We start from the raw sequence: 15,401 nt of genomic DNA on the forward strand, positions 1-15,401 counted from the left end.
ACATGAGCGAGAAAAATCCCCTGCCGTTCGCCAAGACCCAGTCGCGCGCCCTGCCGTGGCTGGTGGTCGCGGTACTGATCGGCCTGCCGCTGGTGTTGCCATCGGCGACCCTGGCCAGCGAGATCCTGATCTTCGCCCTCGCGGCGCTGGCCTGTAACCTGCTGCTGGGCTACACCGGCCTGCTGTCGTTCGGCCAGGGCATCTTCTTCGGCGCCGGGGCCTACTGCGCCGCGCTGCTGATGATCCACCTGCAACTGGGGCTGTTCAGCGCCCTGTTCGGCGCGGCCCTGGTGGGCGCGCTGCTGGCGTTGCTGGTGGGCGCCCTGGCGATCCGGCGCACCGGCATCTACTTCGTGATGCTGACGCTGGCCTTCAGCCAGATGGCCTACTTCATCGCCTACACCCTGAGCGACTGGACCGGCGGCGACAACGGCCTGCTCAGCGTGCCGCGCCCGGAGATCCGCATCGGCGACACGGTGCTGCTGTCGCTGAGCGACGCGCGCTACTTCTACGCCTTTGTCGCGGTGCTGTTCCTGCTGATCTTCATCGGCGCCCGACGGGTGATCGCCTCGCCGTTCGGCAGCACGCTGATGGCGATCCGCGAGAACGAAACCCGCGCCGCCGCCATCGGCTACGACACCCGGCACTTCAAGATCCTGGTGTTCATGCTGTCCGGCGCGGTCACCGGGATCGCCGGGGCGCTGTACGCCATGCTCCTGCATTTCGTGCCGCTGTCGAGCATCGACCTGGCGATGTCGGAAAACATCCTGATCATGACCATAGTCGGCGGCACCGGCTCGCTGTTCGGCTCCCTGCTGGGCGCCGGTTCCATCGTGCTGCTCGGTGAGTTCCTCTCCGAACTCTGGCCACGCTGGCTGATGCTGCTGGGGATCATCCTGATCCTGGTGGTGATCTTCATGCGTGGTGGTTTGTGGGGCGGCTTGTCGAGCCTGTTCGAACGCATCCTGAGGCCACGCAAGGCGGCCCTGCCGACCGAGGAGAAACTGTCATGAACAGCCCCGCGCAGTACCTGCTGCAAACCCAGGACCTGGAGCTGGCCTACGGCGCCTTCCACGCGGTCAACGGCGTCAACCTGAAGGTCGAGGCCGGCACCATCCACACCATCATCGGCCCCAACGGCGCCGGCAAGACCAGCCTGTTCCACTGCCTGACCGGCGAACGCCAGGCCACCGCCGGGGCGATCCTGTTCAACGGCAAGAACATCATCAAGAAGCCGGCCCACGGCCGGGTCGGCCTGGGCATGGCCCGTTCGTTCCAGTTGACCAGCCTGTTCCAGAACCTCAGCGTGCGGGAAAACCTGCGCCTGGCCGCCCAGGGTCGCGATGGCCTGGCGGCGCTGAACTTCTGGCGCCACCTCGACAGCCGCCGCGAACACCTGGAGATGGCCGACCAGGTGCTCGAACGCCTGCAACTGACGGCACGCGCCGACACCCTCGCCGGCGAGCTGTCCCACGGCCAGCAGCGGGTGCTGGAAGTCGGCATGTCGATCTGCTCCAGGCCGAAACTGCTGATGCTCGACGAGCCGACCTCCGGCATGGGCATCGACGACATCCCGATCATGACCCAGCTGATCAGCGACCTCGGCCGCGACCACACGGTGCTGCTGATCGAGCACAACATGAGCATCGTCATGTCCATCAGCCAACGCATCACCGTCATGAGCCACGGCCAGATCCTGGTCGAAGGCACGCCAGAATTCGTCCGCGCCGACGAGCGCGTGCGCAGCGCCTACCTGGGAGAAGCCGCCTGATGCTGACCGTCGAGAATATCCATTCCTACTACGACAAGAGCCACGTCCTCGAAGGCGTCTCGCTGCAGGTCAACGCCGGCGAACTGGTGACCCTGCTGGGGCGCAACGGCGCGGGCAAGACCACCACCCTGCGCAGCATCCTCGGGATCATCTGCCCGCGCCAGGGACAGATCCGCTTCAACGGCCAGGAGCTGGTGGGCAAGAAGATCTTCGAGATCGCCCGCCAGGGCCTGGCGCTGGTGCCGGAACACCGCGGTATCTTCCGCTTGCTCAGCGTCGAGGAAAACCTGCGCATCGCCCAGCGCAAGAGCAGCCGCTGGCAGCTGGAGGATGTCTACGGCATGTTCCCGCGCCTCAAGGAGCGGCGCAAAAACGCCGGCCATGCGCTGTCCGGCGGCGAGCAGCAGATGCTCGCCATCGCCCGCGCCCTGCTCAACGATCCCAGGCTGCTGATCCTCGACGAACCCACCGAGGGCCTCGCCCCGGTGATTGTCGACGAGCTGGTGAAGATCCTGCGCAAGATCAAGGACGACGGCCTGCCGGTGCTGCTGGTGGAACAGAACCTGATGGTCTGCGACAAGCTCGCCGACCGCCATTACGTCCTCGAACAGGGTCGCGTGGTCTACCAAGGCAGCGCCGCTGACTTCCGTGCCGACCCGAGCATCAAGAACCGCTACCTGGCCCTGAGCGCCTGAGGGGAGAGCTGAAATGAACAGTCCGATTGTGTCCGTACCCCTGTTGCAAGACAGCGCCCCGCTGGTCAACCGCGAACGCCTCTGGCAATCGCTGATGGACCTCGCTCAACTGGGCGCCACCGCCAAGGGCGGCGTATGCCGCCTGGCCCTGACCGACCTCGACCGCCAGGCCCGCGACCTGTTCGTGCACTGGTGCGAAGAGGCCGGTTGCAGCGTCAGCATCGACGGCATCGGCAATATCTTCGCCCGCCGCGCCGGGCGTAACCCGCAACTGCCGCCGGTGATGACCGGCAGCCATATCGACACCCAGCCCACCGGCGGCAAGTTCGACGGCTGCTACGGGGTGATGGCCGGCCTGGAGGTGATCCGCACCCTCAACGACCTCGGCCTGCAGACCGAGGCGCCGATCGAGGTGGTGGTCTGGACCAACGAAGAAGGTTCACGCTTCCCACCGTGCATGATGGGCTCGGGGGTGTTCGCCGGTAAGTTCGACCTCGACGACACCCTGCGCAAACAGGACGAACAGGGGCTGTCGGTGGGCAGCGAGTTGCAGCGCATCGGTTATGCCGGCTCGCGGGCGGTGCTCGGCCATCCGGTGGGCGCGTATTTCGAGGCGCACATCGAACAGGGCCCGGTGCTGGAGGACCGCCAGACCACCATTGGCGTGGTCATGGGCTGCCTCGGCCAGAAGTGGTTCGACCTGACCCTGACCGGGGTCGAGGCCCATGCCGGGCCGACACCGATGCACCTGCGCAAGGATGCCCTGGTGGGCGCCGCCCAGGTGATCAGCGCGGTCAACCGCATCGCCCATGAACAACAGCCCCACGCCTGCGGCACCGTCGGCTGCCTGAGCCTGCACCCGGGCTCGCGCAACGTGATTCCCGGCCAGGTGCAAATGACCCTCGACCTGCGCCACCTGCATGCCGACCAGCTGCAGGCCATGGTCGACGAGGTGCGCCAGGTGATCGAAGACACCTGCCAGCAGCACGGCCTGGGCTTCGAGCTGACCGCCACCGCCGACTTCCCGCCGCTGGACTTCGACCCCGCCTGCGTCGCCGCGGTGCGCCAGGGCGCCGAACAGCTGGGCCTGAGCCATATGGACATCGTCAGCGGCGCCGGGCACGACGCGATCTTCGTCGCCGAGCTGGGCCCGGCGGGGATGATCTTCGTGCCCTGCGAAGGCGGCATCAGCCACAACGAAATCGAAAACGCCGCGCCCCAGGACCTGGCCGACGGTTGCGCGGTGTTGCTGCGGGCCATGATCAACGCGGCGCAACAAACAGGAGCAGCGGCATGACCCGACACAGCGAAATTGCCGAGATGAGCGGCGTCGAACTGCTCGCCCATTACCGCGACAAACGCCTGTCGCCGGTGGAAGTGACCGAGGACGCCCTGGCGCGCATCGAGCGCTTCAACCCGCAGGTCAACGCCTATTGCCATGTCGACCCGCAAGGCGCGCTGGACGCGGCAAAGGCCTCCGAGCAGCGCTGGCTCAAGGGCCGGCCCTGCGGCGCGCTGGACGGCGTGCCGGCCTCGATCAAGGACCTGACCCTGACCCGTGGCATGCCCACGCGCAAGGGTTCGAAAACCACTTCCGCCAGCGGCCCCTGGGATGTCGATGCGCCCTTCCCGGCCTTTATGCGCAACGCCGGCGCGGTGCTGCTGGGCAAGACCACCACCCCGGAATTCGGCTGGAAAGGCGTGACCGACAACCCGCTGTACGGCATCACCCGCAACCCCTGGGACACCCGCACCACCGCCGGCGGTTCCTCCGGTGGCGCGGCCGCCGCGGCGTCGCTGAACCTCGGCGTGCTGCACCAGGGTAGCGATGCCGGTGGTTCGATCCGCATTCCCTGCGCCTTCACCGGCACCTTCGGGATCAAGCCGACCTTCGGCTACGTGCCGCAGTGGCCGGCCAGCGCCATGACCCTTCTCTCGCACCTGGGACCGATGACCCGCACCGTCGACGATGCGGTATTGATGCTGCAAACCGTCGCCCGGCCGGATGCCCGCGACGGCCTGGTCGGCGCCCCGCGCAGCACGCCCTGGCTGCCGGAGAGCACTGACCTAAAAGGCCTGCGCATCGCCTACAGCCCTGACTTCGGTTACGTGAAGGTGCAGCCACAGGTGGCGCGGGTGGTGGCCCGGGCGGTGGAACGCCTGGCGCAACTGGGTGCCCATGTCGAGCAGGTCGACCCCGGGTTCAGCGACCCGCTGGAACTGTTCAATACCCTGTGGTTCGCCGGCGCCGCGCGCTTGGCCGGGCAACTGAGCCAGGAGCAACGCCAGCAGCTCGACCCGGGCCTGCTGCGCATTGCCCGGCAGGGCCAAGACATCAGCCTCCACCAGTACACCCTGGCCCTGGAAGCCCGTGCGGCGCTGGTGGCGCACATGGCCGAGTTCCACAGTCGCTACGACCTGCTGGTCTCGCCCATGCTACCGCTCACCGCCTTCGCCGCCGGGCACAACGTGCCACCGGGTTCCGGCCTGGGCGAATGGATGGAGTGGACGCCCTTCAGCTACCCCTTCAACCTGACCCAGCAGCCGGCCGCGTCGGTGCCATGTGGCTTCGCCGAGGACGGCTTGCCGGTAGGCCTGCATGTGGTGGGCGCACGGTTTGCCGATGATCAGGTGCTGCGCCTGTGCCGGGCTTATGAGCAGGCGTTCCCGAGCCCGCACCCGCAGGCACCGCTGATCAAGGACTGACAATGCTTATGGGGGGCATCGCTATCGATGCCCTTTTGGCTACTGCTCGATGCCCTGGAGCCGCCGCCGAAGCTTGAAGGCTCGGCAACGGCCAGGGGATCAAGGGCTTACTTCGCCGCCCGCACCTGGGCGATCAACTGGTCCGCCACCGCGAACAGGCCCTTGGCGCCGTCGCTGGTCATGCCAAAGCGGTACTTGCCGTCCACCACCAGCGAAGGTACGCCGGTGGCCTGGTAGGCCGCGGTGCGTTTTTTCGCGTCCATCACCTTGGCCTGCACGGCGAAGGAATTGTAGGTGGCGAGGAACTTCGCCGGCTCGATGCCCTGCCCTTTGAGCAGCTCGGCCATGGCCTCGGGGGTTTTCAGGCGGTTGCCGCGGTGGATCGCCTCGAATACCGCATGGTGCACTTCGGGCTTGGCGTCCAGGGTCGCCAGGGTCAGGTACAGCTGGCCGTAGACATCCCAGATCCCGCCGAACATGGCCGGCAGCTTGACGAAGTTCACGTCCTCAGGAAGCTGGGCCGCCCAGGGGTTGATCGAGGCTTCGAGGTTGTAGCAGTGGCCGCAGCCGTAGGAAAACAGTTCCACCACTTCGATCTTGCCGGGCACGACCTGCGGCACGGCATCCTTGAGTTCCACGTACTGGCTGGCATCCACCGCGGCCATGGCGGTCTGCCCGGCCAAGCCAAAGAGGCAGCTGGCTGCCAGGGCAATGTTCAGAATCGAGTGACGCATGCAATCTCCAATGGGTTGGCGCCTCTGAGTCAGCACGGCTGCTCATCGAGCGGGCCCCAAAGGATACAGACGACATCCGCGATGCCAATCAGACCCGTCTTAATCTTTTGTTGGTTTTTTGTCATCAATGCCCGGACAGCTCCGGCTGCCCCACGAACCGGGCGGCCAGCGCGATGATCTCCTGGCGCAGCCAGCGATGCCCCGGAACCCGCTCCTGCTGGCGATGCCAGATCAGGCTGACCTGCACCGGCGGCGCCACCAGCGGCAGCTCGGCGATGCGGATCGGCATCAGCGCGCAGAAGTGCTCCGCCAGGCGCCGCGGCACCGTGCCCAGCAAGTCCGACTGGGCGACGATCAACGGGATGCTCAGGTAATGCGGGACGAACAGCTGCACATGGCGCTGGACCTTGGCCGAACCGAGGACGATCTCCAGCGGTGAGCCGCGCCCGCCCCGGTCCGGAATCGCCACGTGCTGGCTCTGCTCATAGGCCTTGAGGCTCAGTTGCGGCTCGAAGGCCGGGTGGTCGATACGGCCGATCACCACCAGCTGTTCTTCCAGCAGCGGCTGGTAGCAGAGGTCAGGATCGTCGAAGTACAGGTAGTCCACCGCCAGGTCGAGCATCCCGGTGGTCAGCCAGGCTGGCAGGGAGTCGGCGGCGTCGCTGCGCACCGCCAGGCGCACCTTGGGCGCAGCGCTTTGCAAGCGGCGTGACAGCGCCGGCAACAGGCGCGCCTGGGCGTAGTCGTTCATCGACAAGCTAAAGGTCTGGTCGGACGCCGCCGGGTCGAACTCGCTGCTCGGGTCCAGGCCTTCCTGCAACAGGCGCAGGGCCTGGCGCACCGAGCCGTGCAGCACATGGGCCCGCGGCGTCGGCTGCATGCCCCGGGCGGTGCGGATGAACAGCGGCTCGTCGAGCTGGCTGCGCAGGCGCGCCAGGGCATTGCTCACGGCCGGCTGGCTGAGGTTCAGGCGCACCGCCGCGCGGGACAGGTTCTGTTCCTGCATCAGCGCGTCGAACACCAAGAGCAGGTTGAGATCCAGGTGCCGCAAGTTCAGCTTCATGAATAATGCCCATTCCGAATATCCATTAGCTGGATAATTCGAGCAGGACTAATCTTCTGTCAATAAGAACAACAAAACCCACAGGAGAACGGCCTTGAGGCAAACCACCCTGGCATTTCGCGAGCGTTACCGCGCCGCGGTTCATCCGCGCTACAACCCCTGGCTGCACGGCGGTTTCGTGCTGGCCTACGGCATGGCATGCATCGCCCTGCTGTGGAGCACCCTGCACCAGGTGCAGCCGCTGGAGTGGCTGGCGGTGCCGGTGGCGCTGCTGTTCTTCAACCTGTGCATCTATGTCGTGCACCGCTGGCTGGGCCACCACAAGCAGGCCTTCGCGCGGATGTTCTATGCCCGCCACAGCGGCGACCATCACAGCTTCTTCGTGCCCGGATACATGACCTACGACGGCCCGCGGGACTGGCGGGTGATCCTGTTCCCGGCCTGGCTGATCGTGGTCCACAGCCTGCTGTTCGCCCTGCCGCTGTGGTGGCTGCTGAAATTCTGGAATGCCAATGTCGCGGCGCTGTTCGCCAGCTGCACCCTGATCGGCTACCTGGCCTACGAAGTGTTCCATGCCTGCGAACACCTGCCGGCCGGGCATCCGCTGGCGCGGCTGCCGTGGATCCGCCAGATGCGCCGCCTGCATGAGTTGCATCACCGCCGCGAGCTGATGCAGGAGCGCAACTTCAACATTGTCCTGCCGCTGATGGATTACCTGTTCGGCACCCTGTACTGGGAGCCGGAACCCGCTAACTCCTCTCTATCGACAAGGTCCTCGCCCATGACCCGCATGCAGCATCAGATCGATATTCCGCGCAACCCGGTGGCCCTGCTCGACTACGCCAGCGCCTCCAGCCGCTGGCCGGAGTGGCACCCGTCTTCGCTGAAGGTCCAGGGGCCGGCCGGGGCCCTGCCCGCCGGCGCGCGCTTCGAGGAAGACATCCACGCCGGCGGGCGCAGCGGGCACCTGAGCTGGCGGGTCGACGAGTACCTGCCGGGGCTTCGCTGGCGTGCCACGGCCCAGGGCGATCATGGCCTGCATCTGGTGGTGACCTACGAGTGCCAGCCGCTGGACGCCCACCACACGCGGTTTATCCGCACCCTGGAATACCGCTTCGACGGCCTGCTGATGCGCCTGGGCAATCGCCTGTTATTCAGAAGGCGGATAGAACGGGAGTCCGCCGACTCCCTGCTAGCCTTGTGCGAAGTGGCGCAACGGGCAATTCCCCTGGGCGCCGGCGTCGCACCGCAGCGTGTGACCTGAACCCATCACCCAGGAGCCGCCATCGATGAAGCCAGTCGCACCCCGTCGGATCAAAATTCGCCATCTGCTGCTGGTCGTGGTCATCGCCATCGGCGCCTTTCTGCTGCTGATGCCGACCAAGGTCCAGCCACTGGCCTGGACCCCGCCGCCGGCGCCTTCGCTAAAGAGCGGCCTGTACGCCGAGAACCAGAAGCTCAAGGGCCTGCAGACGATGGGCGCGCTGGATATCGACGGGCCGGAAGCCCTGTTGCTGGAGAACGGCTCGCTGATCAGCGGCCTGCATGACGGGCGGGTGATCCGCACCGCCCTGGACGGCAGCGCCCTGCAGGTACTGGCCAATACCGGCGGGCGCCCCCTGGGCCTGGCCCGCCACCCGGATGGCCGGCTGATCATCGCCGACGCGGTCAAAGGCCTGCTGGCGCTGGACGCCAAGGGCCAGTTGAGCACCCTGACTACTTCCGCCAACGGCCTGCCCTTCGGCTTTACCGACGACGTGGCGGTGGACGCCGCCGGGCGTTATGCCTACTTCAGCGACGCCACCAGCCGCTGGGGCTATGGCCAGGATGGCGAGGCGGTGATCGAGCACGGCGGCGACGGTCGCCTGCTGCGCTATGACTTCCAGAGCGGCCAGACCGAACAATTGCTAGATGGCCTGGAGTTCGCCAACGGCATCGCCCTCGGGCCCCAGGAGGCCTATGTGCTGGTCAACGAAACCGGCGCCTACCGGATCAGCCGCTACTGGCTCAGCGGTGCCAAGGCCGGGACCCACGACCTGTTCATCGACAACCTGCCGGGGCTGCCAGACAACCTCAGTTTCAACGGCCAGGGACGTTTCTGGGTGGCGCTCTACGCCCCGCGCAATATCCTGCTCGACGGCACCGCGCCCTATCCCCTGGTGCGCAAGATGATCGTGCGCGCCATGACCCTGCTGCCCAAGCCGGTGGAAAAACGCGGCTTCGTCCTCGGCCTGGATACCCAGGGCCAGGTCATCGCCAACCTGCAGGACACCAGCGCCGGCAACTACGCGCCCATCACCACGGTGCGCGAATACGGCGACGCCCTGTACTTCGGCTCGCTCACGGCCACGCACATGGCGCGCCTGCCATTGAGCGTCGCCCTGGCGAAGACGCCCTGAAGCCGTCGCATCCAACCCCTGGACAAAGCGGGTCAGACAAGCGGGTTATTACCGCTCGTCATATTGGTATTGATTATCATTAGCATCAAATATAGATTTTCCAGCGCGGCGTCACCCGACGCCCGCACAAGGAACGGCGAACAATCGAGTCCGATTGATTCCCCATCACATTGAGAGTGGATACGCCCTATGAAAATGAAAATCCTGCTGGTTTCCCTGCTGCTCACTTCATCCCTTTCGGCCGTGGCCGCGTGCCCGGTGGTCGGGCCGTCCAAGGACCCTTGCAAAGGCCCGGTGATAGGCCCTAGCAAATGCGTGTGCCCTTATCCAGGCAGATGATGAAACAGGCGCGCCCGCCCCTGGGCGCGCCTCGCCCACGGGTTGGATAGCAACAGGGAAATAACTACGTAAACAGCAGGAAGGGAAAGCTACAGCACAGAACCTGGCGAGACGCCCGAAGCCTCGGGACATCTCGCTCAGGACAGGGTCGGGGTCAGAAGCGGGCAGTCAGCTTCTCGGAGATCTCATCCTTGATCAGCAGCCGCTTTTCCTTGAGCCGTTTCAACTCCTCATCAGCGGCCGCCGCGGCCTCCGCTTTGAGCACCTGATCATCAATGCTGGAGTATTTATCGAACAAGGCATTCAGGTGCGGGTCACTGGCCCGACGCTGTTGAATGTCTTCTTTGCTGTAGCTCAGGTCCTGGTACAGGTCATGGGGCACCGGCATGAAACACCTCCGTTTGTTGATCGGTAGCAAGCGCACTTACAGGCGCTTGCCAGTTACCAGAATGACCTCGACCACCGCTGTCTGTCGACCGCCAATCGGACCACAGCAATGACCGTTCGTCGCCTTCAGCGGCATTTCCCGTGACCCACCGCCCGCCTCGCAATCCGCCATGACCGAAGCCCCGCTGAGGGTGCCGCGATTCATCCCAGCGCCTGGGCCAGAAACGGCGCGGTGCGGCTCTTGCGGTGCCTGGCCACCTGCTGCGGGGTACCGCTGACCACCACTTTGCCGCCCTGGTCACCGGCGCCCGGGCCGATATCGATCACCCAGTCAGCCTGGGCCACCACGCGCATTTCGTGCTCGACCACCACCACGCTGTGACCGGCCCGCACCAGGTTGTCCAGTTGCTCCAGCAGGCGATCGACATCCCGCGGATGCAAGCCGGTGGTCGGTTCGTCCAGCACATACAGGGTTGCACCGCGGGGGTTGCGCTGCAGTTCGGTGGCCAGCTTGATCCGCTGCGCTTCGCCGCCGGACAGCTCGGTGGCCGGCTGGCCAAGGCGCAGATAACCCAGGCCGATATCGCGCAAGACCTCCAGGGAACGGCGGATGCCCGCTTGCTCGGCGAACACCTCGACCGCCTCCTGCACCGTCAGTTGCAGGACCTGAGCGATGTTCAGGCCTTGCCACTGGATAGCCAGGGTCTGCGGGTTGTAACGCGCGCCGTGGCAGGTCGGGCACGGCGCATAGACGCTGGGCATGAACAGCAACTCGACGCTGACAAAACCTTCGCCTTCGCAGGCCGGGCAGCGGCCCTTGGCGACGTTGAAGGAGAACTGCCCGGCGTCGTAACCCAGAGCCCGCGCCTCGGGGGTGGCGGCGAACAGCTTGCGCACGTGGTCGAACAGCCCGGTGTAGGTCGCCAGGTTCGAGCGCGGGGTGCGGCCGATGGGTTTCTGGTCCACCTGCACCAGGCGCTTGATCCGTTCCAGCCCGGCGGTGACTTCGCCGCTGCTGGCCTGCGGGGCGTCGTCTTCCAGGTTCAGCTCTTCCGGCTCTTCGTTGCCCTGCGGCCGCCCGAGGTGCGCGCCCACCAGTTCCAGCAGGGCCTGGCTGACCAGGCTCGACTTGCCGGAACCCGACACCCCGGTCACCGCGGTGAAGCAGCCGAGGGGGAATTCGGCGCTCAGGTCCTTCAGGTTGTTGCGGCTGATGCCCTCCAGGCGCAGCCAGCCCTGGGCCTCGCGCGCGGTGCGGCGAGCCGGCGCCTGCTCGGCGAACAGGTAGGCGCGGGTCTGCGACTCCGCGACCTCGGCCAGCCCCGCTGGCGGGCCGCTGTACAGCACCTGGCCGCCCTGCTCGCCCGCCGCCGGGCCGACGTCGATCAGCCAGTCGGCGCGGCGCATGGTCTGCAGGTCGTGCTCGACCACGAACAGCGAATTGCCCGAAGCTTTGAGTTGCTGCAAAGCCTCGAACAACGCCTCGGCGTCCGCCGGGTGCAGGCCCGCCGAAGGCTCGTCGAGCACGTAGATCACCCCGAACAGTTGCGAACCCAGCTGGGTCGCCAGGCGCAGACGCTGCAACTCGCCGGACGACAGGGTCGGCGTGCTGCGCTCCAGGGCCAGGTACCCCAGGCCCAGGCCGGTCAGGGTGCTGACCCGCTCCAGCAGGTCCTGGGCGATGCGTTGCGCGGCCAGGCGTTTTTCCAGGGACAGGTTCGGCGTGTGCCGCACATCCGGTCCTCCGACATGCCCCGGCGCACCCTGGGCGATCCGTTGTTGACGCGCGGCCTGGGTCTGCTCGTGGCTCCAGGCCTCGCCGGCCTCCTCGGCCTGTTCCAGGTAAGCCTGGGCGGCCACCGGCTTGAGCACCTCGGCCAGTTGCAGCAGGGGCATCTGCGACAGCTCGCCGATGTCGAGGCCGGCGAAGGTCACCGACAGCGCCTCGCGCTTCAGGCGCTTGCCCTCGCACAGCGGGCACGGGCTGCCGAGCATGAACTGCGACACGCGCTTTTTCATCAGCGCGCTTTGCGAATGGGTGAAGGTGTGCAGCACGTAGCGCCGGGCCCCGCTGAAGGTGCCCATGTAGCTCGGCTCCTGTTTGCGCTTGAGGGCCTCGCGGGTCTGCTCCGGGGTCAGCCCGGCGTACACCGGCACGGTCGGGGTTTCTTCGGTGAACAGGATCCAGTCGCGCTGCTCTTTAGGCAGGTCGCGCCAGGGGATATCGACGTCGTAGCCCAGGGTCACAAGGATGTCGCGCTGGTTCTGCCCCTGCCAGGCCAGCGGCCAGGAGGCCACCGCGCGCTGGCGGATGGTCAGCGAAGGGTCCGGCACCATCAACGCCTCGCTGACCTCGTAGACCCGGCCCAGGCCATGGCAGTTGGGACAGGCGCCCTGCGGGGTGTTGGGCGAGAAGTCTTCGGCGTAGAGCATCGGCTGCCCCGGCGGGTAGCTGCCGGCCCGGGAATAGAGCATGCGGATCAGGCTGGACAAGGTGGTGACGCTGCCCACCGAAGAGCGGGTGCTCGGCGTGCCGCGTTGCTGTTGCAGGGCCACCGCCGGCGGCAGGCCTTCGATGGCATCGACATCCGGCACCCCGACCTGATCGATCAGGCGCCGGGCGTAAGGCGCCACCGATTCGAAATAGCGGCGCTGGGCCTCGGCGTACAGGGTCGAGAACGCCAGGGACGATTTGCCGGAGCCGGAAACCCCGGTGAACACCACCAGCGCATCGCGGGGAATATCCACGTCGACGTTGCGCAGGTTGTGTTCGCGGGCGCCGCGCACCCTGACAAAACCCGAGCTGTGCGCTGGCAAGGAAGACAAAACCTGGGGCGAAGGCATGTTGCGCGCTGAAGTCATGGGCCAGCCTTGTATCGGAGGTGTCGGGACGAGATTTCTAGTCAGAGAGCCCCTCGGCGCCAGCACCGGCGACAGGCAGCCACCCGACCGAGTTGCAGGGTGCATGGGCTCGGGGTTTTGAGCAACCGTGGATCTCGAAGGTTCAGCGGACTTTTTGCTTGAGAGGCTTACAGTCTCACGCCTCCAGCACCGACCTGACCATGGCGGTCAGGGCGTCCGGGCTGTAGGGCTTGCTCAGCAGGTGGGTGTCCGGGCTGAGCTGGTGATTGCAGGAAATGATGTCGCGGGTATGCCCCGAGGTGAACAGCACCGCCACGGCCGGCGACTGGGTCTTGGCCCAGAGCGCCAGGTCGGTGCTTTTGATCAGGCCCGGCATCACCACGTCGGTGAAGATAAGCTCGACATGGGCGCCATTCAGCAACAGTTGCATGGCCGCATCGCCATTGGCCGCCACCAGCACCTTGTAGCCAGCGTGCTCCAGCAGCTCGACCGCCGCCGCGCGGACGTCCTCGTTGTCCTCCACCACCAGGATGGTTTCCTGGCCATGGCAAGGTCGCTGCCCACGCCGGGGCGCCGCGCCCGGTTCCTGCTCGGTACTGCGGACAAAATACATGCGCACCGTGGTGCCCTGCCCCGGCGTGCTGAGCATCTCGATATGGCCGCCGCTCTGCTTGACGAAACCGAACACCATGCTCAGCCCCAGGCCGGTGCCCAGGCCATCGCGCTTGGTGGTGAAGAACGGCTCGAACGCCTGCTTGAGCACCTCGGGCGGCATGCCATCGCCAGTATCGGCCACCGACAGGCACAGGTAGTCGCCGGCGGTGATGCCCTTGCCGGCACAGAAACCGCAGTCGAGCACCACATTTTCGCCACGGATGCCGATGGTGCCCTCACCCTTCATGGCATCGCGGGCGTTGATCGCCAGGTTGAGCAAGGCGTTTTCCAGCTGGCCGCGATCGACCTTGATGCACCAGGGCTGCGCGGGCAACTGCACGTCGATATCGATGGTCTCGCCGAGGGCCCGTTGCAGCAGCTCGCTCAGGCTGTCGGGGATCCGGCATGGGTTGTAGACCTCGGGCGACAGCGGCTGGCGCCGGGCGAACGCGAGCAATTGCGCGGACAGCTTGGCGCCGCGCTCGACCGCGGTAATGGCCGCGCCGACCCGGCGCTGCACATTGGCATTGTCCGGCTCATGGCGCGCCAGCAGGTGCAGGTTGCCGGCGATCACTTGCAGCAGGTTGTTGAAGTCGTGGGCCACGCCACCGGTCATGCCGCCAATGGCCTCGAGCTTCTGCGACTGGCGCAGCTGCTCCTCGGCCGAGACCCGCGCGTTGACCTCCTCGGCCACCCGCTGCTCGAGGTTGCGCGTCAGTTGCAGCAGCGACTCTTCGGCCATCTTGCGTTCATGGATATCGATCAGCACGCCGGGAAAACGCAGGGCCTGCCCCGCGTCGTCGAACTCGCAACGGCCGCAGCCCATGACCCACAGGTAACTGCCGTCCGCCCGGCGGATGCGGTATTCGGCGTTGTAGGGCACGCCCTTTTGCACGCTGTAGGCCAGCTGTTCCTTGATCCGCGCCAGGTCCTCGGGGTGCACCCGGCTGTCGGCGACCGCCATCGACAGGTCGTCCAGCGGCTGCTCCAGCGGGTAGGAAAAGGTCCGGGCAAAACGTTCGTCGCCCGACAGCCGATCGGCCTTGATGTCCCAGACAAAGGACCCCAGCAGCGCCCCGGCATTGAGCGCCAGCTGCACCCGCTCGTTTTCCGCGCGGTAGGCGTTCTCGACTTCCTGGCGGCGTTGCTCGGACAGTACATGGGCAGTGGTCTCGACCACGATCGCCATGACCCCGGCCGGCGCCTGGTCGTCGCCGGCCACCGGGCTGTAGTAGAGGTCCATCCAGACATGTTCCGGCTGACCGTTGCGCAGCAGCACCAGCTCCTTGTTGCGGTACGACAGGGTCCCGCCCGCCAGGCAGGTGTCCAGCACATGGCGGTTGAAATCCGCCACTTCCGGCCAGCCCTGCTCCACCTGGCAGCCGAGCAGGTACGGATGGCGGCCACCGGCGAATTCGGCGTAGGCATCGTTGTAGATCATGTAGCCCGAACGGCCCCAGAGCATGACCAGCGGCACCGGCGAGGCCAGCAGCAGTTGCACCGCGCTGCACAGGCTCGATGACCAGCGGTCCAGCGCTCCCAGCTCGGTGACAGACCAGTCGAACGCCTGGATGCGTGCGGCCATCTCGCCTTTCCAGCCCTGGCAACCATGAGGATCTGATAAGAACGGCATGACGAACTCTACGAAAAACATGACAAGCATGGGTTTTCAAGAGGTTGCGACGCGGCAGCCTCCAGAGCCTTTGAGCACCGTGCGTGCGGATGGTTTCACTATTTTCAGCCCCTGGGCCGAATCACCGCTGCCGCTGGTCGGTCGCCCTGCCCGCGAGT

At 66.2% G+C, this 15,401-nt stretch carries 12 protein-coding genes; 7 read left to right on the forward strand and 5 right to left on the reverse strand.

The annotated features are described in order from the left end of the window. The first annotated feature begins 2 nt into the window (after nucleotides 1-2). Genes DK261_RS09060 through DK261_RS09080 form a run of 5 tightly spaced genes read left to right on the forward strand, consistent with a single transcriptional unit; the run spans nucleotide 3 to nucleotide 5,172 of the window. Entirely contained in the window at nucleotides 3-1,013 is a 1,011-nt protein-coding gene (locus DK261_RS09060) for a branched-chain amino acid ABC transporter permease (protein WP_025804508.1), read from the forward strand. Then, nucleotides 1,010-1,771 carry an ABC transporter ATP-binding protein gene (locus DK261_RS09065; protein ID WP_009049690.1) on the forward strand — a complete coding sequence of 254 codons (762 nt, stop codon included), beginning with the start codon at nucleotides 1,010-1,012 and terminating at the stop codon, nucleotides 1,769-1,771. Before DK261_RS09060 ends, DK261_RS09065 begins: the two co-directional genes overlap by 4 nt. After that, the gene (locus tag DK261_RS09070; protein ID WP_009049691.1) at nucleotides 1,771-2,466 is read left to right on the forward strand and encodes an ABC transporter ATP-binding protein; all 696 of its coding nucleotides are present in this window, start codon (nucleotides 1,771-1,773) and stop codon (nucleotides 2,464-2,466) included. Before DK261_RS09065 ends, DK261_RS09070 begins: the two co-directional genes overlap by 1 nt. Nucleotides 2,467-2,479: 13 nt before the next feature. Then, nucleotides 2,480-3,763 carry a Zn-dependent hydrolase gene (locus DK261_RS09075; RefSeq protein WP_110175609.1) on the forward strand — a complete coding sequence of 428 codons (1,284 nt, stop codon included), beginning with the start codon at nucleotides 2,480-2,482 and terminating at the stop codon, nucleotides 3,761-3,763. Beyond that, nucleotides 3,760-5,172 carry an amidase gene (locus DK261_RS09080; protein ID WP_101282792.1) on the forward strand — a complete coding sequence of 471 codons (1,413 nt, stop codon included), beginning with the start codon at nucleotides 3,760-3,762 and terminating at the stop codon, nucleotides 5,170-5,172. Before DK261_RS09075 ends, DK261_RS09080 begins: the two co-directional genes overlap by 4 nt. Before the next feature lie 107 nt (nucleotides 5,173-5,279). Here the strand turns inward: DK261_RS09080 and DK261_RS09085 are convergent, their stop codons facing one another. Both DK261_RS09085 and DK261_RS09090 read right to left on the reverse strand, forming a co-directional pair. Continuing rightward, a complete protein-coding gene (locus DK261_RS09085) occupies nucleotides 5,280-5,906 on the reverse strand; it encodes a thiol:disulfide interchange protein DsbA/DsbL (RefSeq protein WP_038577977.1) in 627 nt (208 codons plus the stop codon). A gap of 124 nt (nucleotides 5,907-6,030) precedes the next feature. Beyond that, nucleotides 6,031-6,969, reverse strand: a complete 939-nt coding sequence (locus tag DK261_RS09090; protein ID WP_110175610.1) for a LysR family transcriptional regulator — start codon at nucleotides 6,967-6,969, stop codon at nucleotides 6,031-6,033. A 94-nt stretch (nucleotides 6,970-7,063) separates the two neighbouring features. Between DK261_RS09090 and DK261_RS09095 the strand changes: the two genes are divergently transcribed. Both DK261_RS09095 and DK261_RS09100 read left to right on the forward strand, forming a co-directional pair. After that, nucleotides 7,064-8,233 carry an SRPBCC family protein gene (locus DK261_RS09095; protein WP_110175611.1) on the forward strand — a complete coding sequence of 390 codons (1,170 nt, stop codon included), beginning with the start codon at nucleotides 7,064-7,066 and terminating at the stop codon, nucleotides 8,231-8,233. Nucleotides 8,234-8,258: 25 nt separating this feature from the next. Further along, nucleotides 8,259-9,368 carry an SMP-30/gluconolactonase/LRE family protein gene (locus DK261_RS09100; protein ID WP_110175612.1) on the forward strand — a complete coding sequence of 370 codons (1,110 nt, stop codon included), beginning with the start codon at nucleotides 8,259-8,261 and terminating at the stop codon, nucleotides 9,366-9,368. A 493-nt stretch (nucleotides 9,369-9,861) separates the two neighbouring features. Here the strand turns inward: DK261_RS09100 and DK261_RS09105 are convergent, their stop codons facing one another. The 3 genes from DK261_RS09105 to DK261_RS09115 all read right to left on the reverse strand — a co-directional run bounded on the left by DK261_RS09105 (nucleotide 9,862) and on the right by DK261_RS09115 (nucleotide 15,243). Then, nucleotides 9,862-10,095 carry a DUF465 domain-containing protein gene (locus DK261_RS09105; protein WP_007932361.1) on the reverse strand — a complete coding sequence of 78 codons (234 nt, stop codon included), beginning with the start codon at nucleotides 10,093-10,095 and terminating at the stop codon, nucleotides 9,862-9,864. Nucleotides 10,096-10,295: 200 nt separating this feature from the next. After that, nucleotides 10,296-12,956, reverse strand: coding sequence for an excinuclease ABC subunit UvrA (locus tag DK261_RS09110; RefSeq protein WP_110175613.1), 2,661 nt, complete (start codon nucleotides 12,954-12,956; stop codon nucleotides 10,296-10,298). A gap of 175 nt (nucleotides 12,957-13,131) precedes the next feature. Further along, nucleotides 13,132-15,243, reverse strand: coding sequence for a PAS domain-containing sensor histidine kinase (locus tag DK261_RS09115; RefSeq protein ID WP_110175820.1), 2,112 nt, complete (start codon nucleotides 15,241-15,243; stop codon nucleotides 13,132-13,134). Between the last annotated feature and the right edge of the window lie 158 nt (nucleotides 15,244-15,401).

The sequence above is a fragment of the Pseudomonas sp. RW409 genome, from assembly GCF_003184125.1.
GTDB classification, from domain to species: Bacteria; Pseudomonadota; Gammaproteobacteria; order Pseudomonadales; family Pseudomonadaceae; genus Aquipseudomonas; species Aquipseudomonas chlororaphis_I.